Genomic DNA, 11,934 nt, shown 5'->3' on the forward strand with positions numbered 1-11,934 from the left:
AACTGCGCGACCAGCCACATCCAGCCCGCGGATAGCCACGCACCTCTCCGGGCATGACACCTGCCGGCAACAGACCGGAAATCAACAAACTGTGTAATCCACCTACGGTCTCAGGCAGTCCCCTCCTCCCCGCCGCTCCTGGAGTGCCCATGGCAACCCCGACCCCCACCCCCGCACGTCAAGTGCACCCCGTGGACGAGGTCCCACCCGTCCGCCACCTCGCCGCCTTCGGCCTGCAGCACGTACTCGCGATGTACGCGGGCGCGGTCGCGGTCCCCCTGATCGTCGGCAGCGCGATGAAGCTGTCGCCGGCCGACATGGCGTACCTGATCACGGCCGACCTGCTGCTGTGCGGCATCGCGACGCTCATCCAGTGCGTCGGCTTCTGGCGCTTCGGCGTGCGGCTGCCGATCATGCAGGGCTGCACCTTCGCCGCCGTGTCGCCGATGGTGCTGATCGGTACGGGCGGCGGCGGACTGCCCGCGATCTACGGGTCGGTGATCGTCGCCGGGCTGGCGATCATCCTGCTGGCGCCGGTCTTCGGGAAGCTGCTGCGCTTCTTCCCGCCGCTCGTCACGGGCACGGTGATCCTGATCATCGGGCTCTCGCTGCTGCCGGTGGCGGGCAACTGGGCGGCGGGCGGGGTCGGTTCACCGGACTTCGGTGAGCCGAAGAACCTGGCGCTCGCGGGCTTCGTCCTGGCGGTCGTGCTCGCCGTGCAGCGGTTCGCGCCGGTCTTCCTGAGCCGGATCGCGGTGCTGCTCGGCATCGCGGTGGGGCTCGCGGTCGCCGTGCCGTTCGGCTTCACGGACTTCGACGGGGTCGGGAACGCGGACTGGCTCGGCATCAGTACACCGTTCCACTTCGGCGCCCCCACGTTCGAGGCGTCGGCGATCGCTTCGATGCTCGTGGTCGCGCTTGTGACCATGACGGAGACGACCGGTGACTTCATCGCGGTCGGCGAGATGACCGACCGGAAGATCGAGCCCCGCTCACTCGCCGACGGCCTGCGCGCGGACGGCCTGTCCACGGTCCTCGGCGGGGTCTTCAACACGTTCCCGTACACGGCGTACGCGCAGAACGTCGGTCTCGTCGGCATGACGCGGGTCCGTAGCCGCTGGGTGGTCGCCACCGCGGGCGGCATCCTCGTCCTGCTCGGCCTGCTGCCCAAGCTGGGCGCGGTGGTCGCGGCCATACCGGCTCCGGTGCTCGGCGGCGCGGGACTGGTCATGTTCGGCACGGTCGCCGCGAGCGGGCTGCGGACGCTGGCCCAGGTCGACTTCAAGGGCAACAACAACCTGACGGTGGTGGCCGTTTCGCTCGCCATCGGGATGCTGCCGGTCGGCGTGCCGACGGTGTACGCGAAGTTCCCCGACTGGTTCCAGACGGTGATGAACAGCGGTATCAGCGCGGGCTGCCTCACCGCGATCGTGCTGAACCTGCTCTTCAACCACCTTCCCTCGAAGGGAAGTTCAGCTTCCGCCGAGACGGACGGCCTGGCGAGCGGCGGCGGCGAGGACACTGTCGAGAAGCCCAGGGAAGAGGTCGTCTAGGTCGTCCCGCCGCAGCCCGTTCATCTTGGCGGTGCCCCGGTAGATCTGCCGGATCACACCCGCCTCCCGCAGCACCCGGAAGTGGTGCGTGGTCGTGGACTTGGTGACGGGCAGGTCGAAGTGCGAACAGGAGAGCTCGTCGCCGTCGGCGGCGAGCTCTCGCACGACCTGGAGCCGCATCGGATCGGAGAGCGCGTGCAGCACGGCCTCCAGCCGGATCTCCGTGCACTCGGGGTGCGGGAGGTCGCGGCTGCTGCTGGCGGGGGCGGCGGTCGTCACGGCGGCTCCAGTCCGTCGGGGCCGGAAATCCGAGGTCCGAGATCTCCAGAGAACCTCATTGTACGAGAGGTCTCGTAGTTTGACATCCGCCGTACTACGATGCTTATCGTACGAGTCGTAACCCGGCCCCGTCACGAATTGGAGTCCGCCGTGAGCGCGCTCTTCGAGCCCTACACCCTGCGCGATCTGACCGTCCCGAACCGGGTCTGGATGCCGCCGATGTGCCAGTACTCGGCCGCGCCGGAGGGCCCCGAGACGGGCGCCCCGAACGACTGGCACTTCGCGCACTACGCGGCGCGCGCCGCCGGCGGGACGGGCCTGATCATCGTCGAGGCCACCGCGGTCAGCCCCGAGGGGCGGATCTCGCCGTACGACCTGGGCATCTGGAACGACACCCAGGTCGAGGCGTTCCGGCGGATCACGCGGTTCCTGGTGTCCCAGGGCACGGTTCCCGCGATCCAGCTCGGACACGGCGGCCGCAAGGCCTCGACCGACCGCCCCTGGAAGGGCGGCGCGCCCGTCGGCCCTGACGCGTACGGCTGGCAGCCGCTCGGACCGAGCCCGGTCGCCTTCGACGACAACCACCCCGTGCCGACCGAGCTGACGGTGGACGGGATCAAGGAGATCGTCGGTCAGTTCGCCGACGCGGCTCGGCGGGCGCTGGACGCCGGCTTCGAGATCGCCGAGATCCACGGCGCGCACGGCTACCTGATCGGTGAGTTCCTCTCCCCGCACTCCAACCGGCGCACGGACGCGTACGGCGGCACGTACGAGAACCGTGTGCGCTTCGCTCTCGAAGTCGTGGACGCCGTGCGCGAGGTGTGGCCGGACGACAAGCCGCTGTTCTTCCGCATCTCGGCCACCGACTGGCTGGAGGAGAACGGCTGGACGGCCGACGACACGGTCCGCTTCGCCGCCGAACTGACCGCCCACGGCGTGGATCTGCTCGACGTCTCCACGGGCGGCAACGCGTCCGGCGTACGCATCCCCGTCGGGCCGGGCTACCAGGTGCCCTTCGCCGCGCGCGTGAAGGGCGAGACCTCGATGGCCGTCGCCGCCGTCGGTCTCATCACCGACGTCGAGCAGGCCGAGAAGATCGTCGCCAACGGTGAGGCGGACGCCGTTCTGCTCGGCCGGGAGCTGCTGCGCAACCCCTCGTGGGCCCGGCACGCGGCCCGCGAACTCGGGGGCGATGTGCACGTGCCAGACCAGTACCACCGCTCGGTCTGAACAGGTCCAGCCCGAGGCGGGACCTGCCTCTTACGCGGCCTGCTTCTGGCGGCCGAGCCATTCCGTGAAGCTCGTCCCGGCGAGGTGGGCGTCGGGGCCGGGCAGCAGCTCGCGCCCCTGGGGGTGTGCGCCGAAGTAGCCGACGGACTCGTCGGTGACGACCTCGCGCGGGTCCTTCTCGGCCGCCAGGCCCGTGCGGACGAACTCGTCCAGGTGGAGCTCCTCGGGGCCCGCCACCTCGGTGGTGCCGTTCAGCGGAGCCGCCTCGGCGGCCAGGGCGACCGCCGCGACCACGTCGTCGGACGCGAGCGGCTGGAGGAGCGAGGAGGGCAGCCGGACCGTGTCGCCCTCGGTGGATCCTGCCGCGATGCCCTTCACGAACTCGAAGAACTGGGTGGCGCGGACGATCGTGTACGGAACTCCGGAGCCCTTGATCAGCTCCTCCTGGGCGACCTTGGCGCGCAGGTAGCCCGAGTCGGGCAACTGTTCGCTCCCCACGACCGACAGGGCGACATGGTGTCCCACGCCCGCCGCGGCCTCGGCCGCGACGAGGTTGCCCGTGGACGTACGGAAGAACTCCAGCACCGCGCTGTCCTCGAAGGAGGGCGAGTTGGACACGTCGACGACGACCGAGGCGCCCTTGAGCGCGTCGTCGAGGCCCTCGCCCGTGATGCTGTTGACGCCGGTGTTCGGGGAGGCGGGCAGGACCTCGTGGCCGTCCGCCCTGAGCCTCTCCACCAGCTTCGACCCGATGAGCCCGGTGCCGCCGATGACTACGATCTTCATGGTGCAACCCTTCCGGTTTCGTCCGACGTGATCGGACCTGCTGACCATGTAGACCGGACAGGGTTCGGGTTTGTGACAGCCTCGGTCCTCTCCTGGCTCCGCCGGGCTCTTCTCCTGGTGCCGACCGGCTCTCCTCCCGCCGCCCGCCTCCTACGGAGTGCCGCGAGGACCCGAAAGAGACCGGACGTACGGGTCGAGCTTGGCGGGGTTCATCACCCACATGATCCGGTCGATGCCCCGCACGGAGGCGTCGACGGCCAGCAGGGCGACGGCTCGGCCCTCGTGCGAGACGAGCACGGCCGGGCGGCCGTTCGCCTCGGCCCACTCGACCTCGGCGCCGGGCCAGAACCTCGGCGCGAAGGCCGCCAGGTACTTGGCGACGCGGACACTGCCGAACACCGGGATCCTCGACGCGCCCCGCACTCCCCCACCGTCCGAGTAGCTCACGACGTCCTCGGCGAGCAGCTCTTCGAGTGCCGCGAGGTCACCCGTCCGCGCCGCCGCCAGGAAGACTTCGAGCAGCCGCCGGTGCTCGCCCGCGTCCACCGGCTCCCGCCGCTCGGCGGCCAGGCGCCGACGGGCCCGGCTGACCAGCTGACGGGCGTTGGCCTGCCCCGTTTCGAGGATGGCCGCGATCTGCTCGTACGGGTAGTCGAACGCCTCGCGGAGGACGTAGGCCGCCCGTTCCGTCGGCGTCAGTTTCTCCAGGACGAGGAGCACCGCCAGCTCCACCGCTTCGCCCCGTTCGGCCCCCAGCTGCGGGTCGAGGCTGGTGTCCACCGGTTCGGGAAGCCACGGGCCGACGTACGTCTCGCGGCGCACGCGTGCGGACTGGGCGACGTTGATCGCCAGGCGGGTCGTCACGGTGGCGAGATAGGCGGGCGGGTCCAGGACGACCGTGCGGTCCGTCGACTGCCAGCGCAGCCAGGCCTCCTGGACGATGTCCTCGGCCTCCGCCGCGCTGCCGAGCATGCGGTAGGCGATACCGAAGAGCTGCCGGCGCACGCCGACGAAGACCGTCGCGGCGTCGTCCAGCGCGCTCTTCCCCGGATCCTCCGAACGCAGCGCCTCCGCAGCTCTCTCCGGCTGGTCCGAACGCATCGCCGCTGCTGCCTCCGCCTCCGTGAGCCGCTCCGTGAACGGGCGGATTCTTGCACGGGACACGGGACACGGGACGCGGGACACGGGACGCGACGCGGGCGGCCGCGGTGTTCACGACACCGCGGTCCGCCCCTTCAGCCGGTCTTCCAGCCCCACTGGGGACCGACCCGCTCCCACTCCGTGTCCCACTCGTCCATCCGCCGCCGCTCCAGACGGCCGCGGACCACCCGCCCGCCGGCGAAGGGCACGGCCGAGGCGCTCACTCCGATCAGAACGCCGATCATCGCCGCCCGCAGACCGGCCTGGGCCTCCGTCGCGGGCCTGGTGACGAGGAGGCCGTCGGGGTCGGTCCACACGGTGACCGGGGTGCCGGCCGTGCTGCCGGGGTCGACCCGGGTCTGGCCCTCGTGGGCCGAACCGTCGGGCGCGGTCCAGCGGACCTTCGCCCACACCCGCTCCACACCGGCTTCCCTGGTGCCGGGCGCTCGCTCGGTGAGCTGTGCGGGTACGGGCCGCCACTCGACGCGCTCCCTGGCGAGGGTGCGCTCGACCGACTGCGCGGCCGCCAGACCCGCGACCAGCCCGGCGAGCAGGACGAGCAGCCAGGTGGCGAGCACGGCCCAGGCCTCCACCCTGTCACTGCGGCGCCGCAGTGGATTGGGCCACCAACGCCACAGCAACGCCCTCGGACCTCGTAACGCCGCCATCGCGGGCCCTCCTCATCACCGGCACACCGACGCCCTCCCATACGAACGCCGCCGCCCTGTTGCTCAGGAGACGTACCCCACATCGCCCGCTCCACCGAAGAAACGTTCTGACCTGCGTAAATGTCGCGTCCAGGGGTGACTGTCAGTGCCGGGGTGCAAACTGGCCGATATCTGAGACAACGAGGTCCGGAGGTGGCCGGCATGGCCGAGGTACTGCTCACGGTAGGCACACGCAAGGGACTGTTCGTCGGACGGCGGCGCGGCGGCGCCTGGGAGTTCGACGACAGTCCGTACTTCAACGCTCAGGCGGTCTATTCGGTCGCGATCGACACCCGTGGTGACGTGCCGCGGCTCCTCGTCGGCGGCGACAGCGCGCACTGGGGCCCGTCCGTGTTCCACTCGGACGACCTGGGCCGCACATGGACCGAGCCGGCCAAGGCCGCCGTCAAGTTCCCCCAGGACACCGGGGCTTCGCTGGAGCGCGTGTGGCAGCTGCACCCATCGGCGGCCGAACCGGACGTGGTGTACGCGGGCACGGAACCGGCGGCGCTGTTCCGCTCGACGGACCGTGGCGAGTCCTTCGAGCTCGTCCGCCCCCTCTGGGAGCACCCCACCCGCTCGAAGTGGGTGCCCGGCGGCGGCGGAGAGGGCCTCCACACCGTCCTGACCGACGCGCGCGACCCCCGCGCGGTGACGGTCGCCGTCTCCACGGCCGGCGTCTTCCGCACGAAGGACGGCGGGGAGAGCTGGGAGCCGTCCAACTCCGGCGTCGAGGCGGTGTTCCTGCCGGATCCGAACCCGGAGTTCGGCCAGTGCGTACACAAGATCGCGCAGGACCCGACGACCCCTGACCGCCTGTACTTGCAGAACCACTGGGGCGTCTACCGCAGCGACGACGCCGGGGCGCGGTGGACGGACATCGGCGAGGGCCTGCCGTCCACGTTCGGATTCGCCGCGGCCACCCATCCGCATCGCGGTGACACCGCCTACGTCTTTCCCATCAACGCCGACTCGGACCGGGTTCCCGCGGACCACCGATGCCGTGTCTTCCGCACGACGGACGCGGGCAGGAGCTGGGAGCCGCTCTCGGCGGGACTGCCGCAGGAGGACCACTACGGCACGGTGCTGCGCGACGCCATGTGCACGGACGACGCGGACCCGGCGGGCGTGTACTTCGGCAATCGCAACGGCGAGGTGTTCGCGTCGGCGGACGACGGCGACAGCTGGCAGCAGCTGGCGTCCCATCTGCCGGACGTCCTCTGTGTACGGGCCGCGGTGATCGATTGAGCCCCGGGACCGGGCTGGGCCCCGCCACCCTCCGGGGGCCCAACACCCGCCGCTGTCACCGCACATACCACCCGGGGCCCTGCGGCGGCCACCGGTTGATCAACCATGCGTGTGCGGCAGTAGGGTGACGCCGTGGCACCACGACCGTTGCATGAAATCGTCGAACAGGGCTGGGCGAAAGCCCTCGAACCCGTGGCCGGACGGATCGCCGGGATGGGGGACTTCCTGCGCGCGGAGATCGCCGCGGGACGCACCTATCTCCCGGCGGGCCCGAACGTGCTCCGCGCCTTCCAGCAACCCTTCGACGACGTCCGGGTCCTCATCGTCGGCCAGGACCCCTATCCGACCCCGGGACACGCGGTGGGGCTGTCGTTCTCGGTCGCGCCCGAGGTGCGTCCGCTGCCGGGCAGCCTCATCAACATCTACCGGGAGCTGACCACCGACCTGGGCCTGCCCCCGCCGACGAACGGCGATCTGACCCCCTGGTCCCAGCAGGGCGTGCTGTTGCTCAACAGGGCGCTCACCACGGCCCCGCGCAAGCCGGCCGCCCACCGCGGCAAGGGCTGGGAAGAAGTCACCGAGCAGGCGATCCGGGCACTGGCCGCGCGCGGACGTCCGCTGGTGTCGATCCTGTGGGGTCGCGACGCCCGCAATCTCCGGCCGCTGCTGGGCGATCTGCCGTCGGTGGAGTCCTCGCATCCGTCACCGATGTCGGCGGACCGCGGCTTCTTCGGTTCGCGTCCGTTCAGCCGGGCCAACGACCTGCTGACCCGCCAGGGCGGCGCCCCCGTGGACTGGCGACTGCCGTGACCCGTCCCGGCGGGACGTCGGGGGTGGCGGGGGTGGCGGGGGTGGCGGGGGTGCCGGGGATGTCGGGTGTACTGGCTGTGGATTCCGGGGGTTCGGGGGTGCGGGTCGTCCTGGCCGTCGACGGCGGCCCGGTCACGGCTCCGCTGGCCTCCCGGGAGCCGGTGCGTACGGGCCCCCGGGGCATCGACGCCGGGCATCTCCTCGAACAGCTGGTGCCGATGGCCCGGCGGTTGACGGCCGAGACCGGGGTCGAAGGACTTCGGGCGATCGCGATCGGCGCCGCCGGTCTCACCACCCTGGGCGATTCGCTGCGCGCCGATCTGCCGTCGGCGCTGGAGCGCGAACTCGGCGTACGGAGGCTCGCGCTGGTCGCCGACGCCGTCACGGCGTACACGGGTGCGCTGGGCCAGCGGGTGGGCGCGGTCGTCGCGGCCGGTACGGGGATGATCGCGATCGGCACAGACCTGAAGAGCTGGCGCAGAGCGGACGGCTGGGGCCATCTCCTCGGCGACTGCGGCAGCGGCGCGTGGATCGGGCGAGCCGGCCTCGAAGCCGCGCTGCGCGCCGACGACGGACGGCCCGGCGGCTCGGCCGCGCTCCTCGACCGCGCCGAGGAGATGTTCGGCGCGGCCTCGGCGCTGCCGGGACAGCTCTACCCGCGCTCGGACCGCCCCGCGGTCCTGGCGTCCTTCGCACCCGAGGTGGCCGCCTGCTCCGGCGACGACCCGGTGGCCGCGGACATCCTTGCCGCCGCCGCCCGGCACATCGCCGACTCGGCGGCCGCGGTGTGCCCGGACGAGGGACCGGGAGAAATCCACGTCGCCCTCACGGGTGGTCTCTTCAAGATGGGCGACCCCCTCCTCGTACCGTTGCGGACCGCCCTGACGGCACGGTTGCCGCACGCCCGGCAGGTCCCGGCGGCGGGCGACCCGCTCGACGGTGCCGTACGCATCGCCGTCGACCTGGCCGACGACCGGCTGACGCTGCCGCGCGACGAGAGCATGCTGTACGTCGTGACGGACGCAGCGGAGCCCCCGGGCTCCCGACGGCCGACGCACTCCCCTTGATCCGTGGACAGCCAGTGAGATCAATCCGTCCGTAACTCATCAGACAAAACCGGACGGATACCGCTCACCTGCACCCTCCCCGAACAGGGGAGCCCAGGAAACCAGTAACATTCGGCGCCATGAGCTCCCCCACTGGGCCCGCGTCCGGCCTGCCAGTACGAATGCCGCGACCCCGCCAGCCCGGCCGGCACCGCCGACCGGAACCGTTGGCGGCTCCCGAGGGCGCGCCCGCGCTCGTCCTCGCGGTGCCGGGCCTGCCCAGCGCCGCCACCCGCAGCCTCGCCGAGGAGGTCGTGAGCATCGCGCGCTCCGAGCTTCCCGGTCTCGACGGCCGGATCGGGTACCTCGACGGGGACGACTCGGAGTTCCCCACGCTCCAGTCCGTACTCGCGCACGCCGCCGAGGAGCGCGTCGCGCGCTTCGAGCAGGCCCGCGCCGCCGGTGTGGACGTGGTGGAGCCCGACGGCCCGGTCGCCGTGGTCGTCCCGCTGCTCGCGGGTCCGGACGGCGCGCTGCTGCGCCGGGTCCGCCAGGCCGTCATGGACAGCCGCGTGGCGGCCGAGCTGACCGATGTGCTCGGCCCGCACCCGCTGCTCGCCGAGGGGCTGCACGTGCGGCTCTCAGAGGCCGGTCTGGCCCGTGCCGACCGCGCCCGGCTGTTCACCGTGGCCACGGCCGCGGACGGCATCATTCTGGCGTCCGTGGGCGGCGACGAGGCCGTGCAGGCAGCCGGAATCACCGGCATGCTGCTCGCCGCGCGGCTCGCCGTGCCCGTGATGGCGGCGGCGCTCGACGTGGACGGCGCGATCGCGGCCACCGCCGAGCAGCTGCGCTCCTCGGGCTCGCAGCAGCTGGCGCTCGCCCCGTACCTGATCGGTCCCGAGCTGGACGCGGGTCTGCTCGACGCCGCCGCGAAGGAGGCGGGCTGCTCCGCCGCCGACGCGCTGGGCCCGTACCCGGCGATCGGCAAACTGGCGCTCGCGAAGTACACCTCGGCGCTGGGCATCGCGCCCCCGCAGCCGCAGGGCGCGCCGGTCCGCTGACGCGGACGGCGGTCGTACACGCACCAATCCCGAAGGGCCCGCTCCGCTGTCCGGAGCCGGGCCCTTCGGGGTTTCTGCGATCTTCCCTCAGTTGTCCTGGCGGTCTTCCCCGCCGGTGTCCTAGTCGAGCACCACGCAGGACGCCGCGGGTGCCTTGACCGAGCCGCCCCGCTTCGGCACGCCCGTGCCCTGGTCCACCTCGAACCAGGTGACGTTTCCCGAGCGCTCGTTCGCCACGTACAGGAAGCGCCCGGTCGGGTCGAGGGAGAGCGCCCGCGGCCAGGTGCCCCCACAGGGCACTGTGGTGACCAGTCGGGGCCCTTCGCCGGGCGGGCCGGGCACGAGCACGGAGAGGACGTCCTGGCCGCGCGTGGCGGTCCACAGGAAGCGGCCGTCGGGCGACACGACGATGCCGGACGGGTAGGCGTCCCCGTCGGGGAGGTCCGGCAGCACGGACGTCTCACCGACCGGCCGGAGCGCTCCCTCGACGGCGTCCCACCGGCAGGCCGTGACGGTCGGCGCCAGCTCGTTGAGGACGTACGCGCGCTCGCCGTCCGGATGGAACGCCAGGTGGCGGGGCCCCGAGCCGGGCCGCAGCGCGAACTCGCGGTGCAGGGCGAGCGCCCCCTCCCGCAGCGCGCACACGCGTACCGAGTCGGTTCCGAGGTCGACGCTCACGGCCCACCGGCGGCTCGGGTCGGGCTGCACATGGTGGGCGTGCGGGCCCTGCTGACGCTGCCCGTGCGGACCCGACCCCTTGTGCCGCAGCACACCGGAGGCGGTGGCGAGGCTCCCGTCGTGGCGGATCGGCACGGCGCTGACGCTGCCGGAGCCGTAGTTGGCCGTCAGGACGTGGCCGTCGAAGAGGCTCAGGTGGGTGGGTCCGCTGCCGCCGACCGACACCAACGGGCCGGCCAGGGAGGGTTCGTCGCCCTTCAGCCGGTACGCGGCGATCGCACCGTCGGCCGTCTCGCTCACCGCGTACAGCATGTCCCCGGCGGGCGAGAGGGCGAGATACGAGGGGTCGGCGACGCTGTTCACGGCGCCCAGCAGCGTCAGGGCGCCGCTCTCCTCGTCCACGGCCGCGGTGAGGACACCGAGGCCCCCTGCCGCCGTGAAGGAGCCGATGTAGGCCCGTCGCCGCCGTCCGTCGCCGTCCGCCACTGCCGTCCCCTCTCGGTGCCACGCCGTTCGGGGCGACGGTAGCAGCCAATGGCCTAGACCAAACGGGGGACCTCCGCCGTCGGCCCGCCCGGCCCCTTGCCTCTGAGGCGTTGGCCGCTTCCGTGCGGGGCCTTGCGCATGGCGTGTCCTCGGGCGGCCGCGCCCGCGGACCGCTCCCGCGCGGTCCGCGGACTCCGTACGGCCGACAGCCGCGGGGTTACCCGTCCGACGGCCTGATCCACCCTCTCCGTGGCCCGCGAAACTGCCTCATTCGTGGGCAATGTGTCCAACCGCCGTACACACGGAGGGGGTTCAGGGGCTCACGGCCGACGAGCCGCGCAGGGACGTGGCCGGCGCGGCGAGCGCTCGTCCGGGCCGCGGAGGCGGGCCGACGCCTGGTCGGTGACCCGGATTCGACCGCCCGGTCCGGTCCCGGACGGCTTCGCGTCGCATATCCCGACCGGTATGGTCGGGATCCATGACAGCAGAGTCACCGGCGCAGACTGTGCAACGTTTGTTCCCGCTGCTCGCCGAGGGGAAGAGCGCGGAGGCGGCGGCGCTGTTCGCCGACTCGGTATCGTTCTCGATCCCACACCCGCCGGGCATTCCATGGGTGCCGGAGGTCGACTCGGCCGAGGGCATGCGGGCGTTCTTCGAGCTGCTGCGGTCGCATGTGCAGGCCAAGGAGTTCGACCTCCGTCAGGTCATCGCCGAGGGCGACGACGTGGTGCTCATCGGGCACATGGTCTCCGAGGTCAAGAAGACGGGCCGGGACATCGACACCGCGTTCGCCCTGCACACCACGGTCACGGACGGGCGGATCACCCGCTACCACCTCTACGAGGACACCTACGCCGTCGCCAGGGCCTACTTCGACGACTGACCGTCCGGCACGCCCGCTCAGCAG

12 protein-coding genes are annotated in these 11,934 nt (G+C 72.1%); 7 read left to right on the plus strand and 5 right to left on the minus strand.

Features of this window, described 5'->3' with window-relative positions; genetic code table 11:
• Window positions 1-149 precede the first annotated feature (149 nt).
• Window positions 150-1,553 carry a nucleobase:cation symporter-2 family protein gene (locus ACIBEI_RS09505; protein WP_398886809.1) on the plus strand — a complete coding sequence of 468 codons (1,404 nt, stop codon included), beginning with the start codon at window positions 150-152 and terminating at the stop codon, window positions 1,551-1,553.
• Here ACIBEI_RS09505 and ACIBEI_RS09510 read toward each other — a convergent pair.
• Window positions 1,473-1,832 carry an ArsR/SmtB family transcription factor gene (locus ACIBEI_RS09510; RefSeq protein ID WP_398886811.1) on the minus strand — a complete coding sequence of 120 codons (360 nt, stop codon included), beginning with the start codon at window positions 1,830-1,832 and terminating at the stop codon, window positions 1,473-1,475. The genes ACIBEI_RS09505 and ACIBEI_RS09510 overlap by 81 nt on opposite strands.
• Before the next feature lie 150 nt (window positions 1,833-1,982).
• Here ACIBEI_RS09510 and ACIBEI_RS09515 point away from each other — a divergent pair, with 150 nt between their 5' ends.
• A complete protein-coding gene (locus ACIBEI_RS09515; protein WP_398886813.1) occupies window positions 1,983-3,062 on the plus strand; it encodes an NADH:flavin oxidoreductase/NADH oxidase in 1,080 nt (359 codons plus the stop codon).
• 30 nt (window positions 3,063-3,092) lie between these two features.
• Here ACIBEI_RS09515 and ACIBEI_RS09520 read toward each other — a convergent pair whose 3' ends face one another.
• The 3 genes from ACIBEI_RS09520 to ACIBEI_RS09530 all read right to left on the minus strand — a co-directional run bounded on the left by ACIBEI_RS09520 (window position 3,093) and on the right by ACIBEI_RS09530 (window position 5,656).
• A complete protein-coding gene (locus ACIBEI_RS09520; RefSeq protein ID WP_398886815.1) occupies window positions 3,093-3,848 on the minus strand; it encodes an SDR family oxidoreductase in 756 nt (251 codons plus the stop codon).
• 150 nt (window positions 3,849-3,998) lie between these two features.
• Window positions 3,999-4,949, minus strand: coding sequence for an RNA polymerase sigma-70 factor (locus ACIBEI_RS09525; protein WP_398887369.1), 951 nt, complete (start codon window positions 4,947-4,949; stop codon window positions 3,999-4,001).
• A gap of 134 nt (window positions 4,950-5,083) precedes the next feature.
• Window positions 5,084-5,656, minus strand: a complete 573-nt coding sequence (locus ACIBEI_RS09530) for a hypothetical protein (protein ID WP_398886817.1) — start codon at window positions 5,654-5,656, stop codon at window positions 5,084-5,086.
• A gap of 201 nt (window positions 5,657-5,857) precedes the next feature.
• On the opposite strand from ACIBEI_RS09530, the gene ACIBEI_RS09535 reads away from it, so the two are divergent.
• The 4 genes from ACIBEI_RS09535 to ACIBEI_RS09550 all read left to right on the plus strand — a co-directional run bounded on the left by ACIBEI_RS09535 (window position 5,858) and on the right by ACIBEI_RS09550 (window position 9,863).
• Complete coding sequence (locus ACIBEI_RS09535; RefSeq protein ID WP_398886819.1) at window positions 5,858-6,943, plus strand: WD40/YVTN/BNR-like repeat-containing protein; 1,086 nt, start codon at window positions 5,858-5,860, stop codon at window positions 6,941-6,943.
• 132 nt (window positions 6,944-7,075) lie between these two features.
• Entirely contained in the window at window positions 7,076-7,753 is a 678-nt protein-coding gene (locus ACIBEI_RS09540; RefSeq protein ID WP_398886821.1) for a uracil-DNA glycosylase, read from the plus strand.
• A gap of 59 nt (window positions 7,754-7,812) precedes the next feature.
• On the plus strand, window positions 7,813-8,820 hold the full coding sequence (locus ACIBEI_RS09545; RefSeq protein WP_398886823.1) for an N-acetylglucosamine kinase: 1,008 nt from the start codon (window positions 7,813-7,815) through the stop codon (window positions 8,818-8,820).
• Window positions 8,821-8,939: 119 nt separating this feature from the next.
• Entirely contained in the window at window positions 8,940-9,863 is a 924-nt protein-coding gene (locus ACIBEI_RS09550) for a sirohydrochlorin chelatase (RefSeq protein WP_398886825.1), read from the plus strand.
• A gap of 120 nt (window positions 9,864-9,983) precedes the next feature.
• On the opposite strand, the gene ACIBEI_RS09555 is transcribed toward ACIBEI_RS09550, so the two are convergent.
• Window positions 9,984-11,027, minus strand: coding sequence for a lactonase family protein (locus ACIBEI_RS09555; protein ID WP_398886826.1), 1,044 nt, complete (start codon window positions 11,025-11,027; stop codon window positions 9,984-9,986).
• Between the two features lie 478 nt (window positions 11,028-11,505).
• On the opposite strand from ACIBEI_RS09555, the gene ACIBEI_RS09560 reads away from it, so the two are divergent.
• The gene (locus tag ACIBEI_RS09560; RefSeq protein ID WP_398886828.1) at window positions 11,506-11,910 is read left to right on the plus strand and encodes a nuclear transport factor 2 family protein; all 405 of its coding nucleotides are present in this window, start codon (window positions 11,506-11,508) and stop codon (window positions 11,908-11,910) included.
• The last annotated feature ends 24 nt before the right edge of the window (window positions 11,911-11,934 follow it).

The organism is Streptomyces sp. NPDC050988 (assembly GCF_044456225.1).
Taxonomy (GTDB): Bacteria; Actinomycetota; Actinomycetes; order Streptomycetales; family Streptomycetaceae; genus Streptomyces.

Excerpts from the sequence above, each read along its gene's own strand:
- ACIBEI_RS09545 (WP_398886823.1), top strand. The coding sequence starts at position 7,813 with ATGTCGGGTGTACTGGCTGTGGATTCCGGGGGTTCGGGGGTGCGGGTC.
- ACIBEI_RS09560 (WP_398886828.1), top strand. The coding sequence starts at position 11,506 with ATGACAGCAGAGTCACCGGCGCAGACTGTGCAACGTTTGTTCCCGCTG.
- ACIBEI_RS09530 (WP_398886817.1), bottom strand. The coding sequence starts at position 5,656 with ATGGCGGCGTTACGAGGTCCGAGGGCGTTGCTGTGGCGTTGGTGGCCC.
- ACIBEI_RS09550 (WP_398886825.1), top strand. The coding sequence starts at position 8,940 with ATGAGCTCCCCCACTGGGCCCGCGTCCGGCCTGCCAGTACGAATGCCG.
- ACIBEI_RS09520 (WP_398886815.1), bottom strand. The coding sequence starts at position 3,848 with ATGAAGATCGTAGTCATCGGCGGCACCGGGCTCATCGGGTCGAAGCTG.
- ACIBEI_RS09505 (WP_398886809.1), top strand. The coding sequence starts at position 150 with ATGGCAACCCCGACCCCCACCCCCGCACGTCAAGTGCACCCCGTGGAC.
- ACIBEI_RS09525 (WP_398887369.1), bottom strand. The coding sequence starts at position 4,949 with ATGCGTTCGGACCAGCCGGAGAGAGCTGCGGAGGCGCTGCGTTCGGAG.
- ACIBEI_RS09535 (WP_398886819.1), top strand. The coding sequence starts at position 5,858 with ATGGCCGAGGTACTGCTCACGGTAGGCACACGCAAGGGACTGTTCGTC.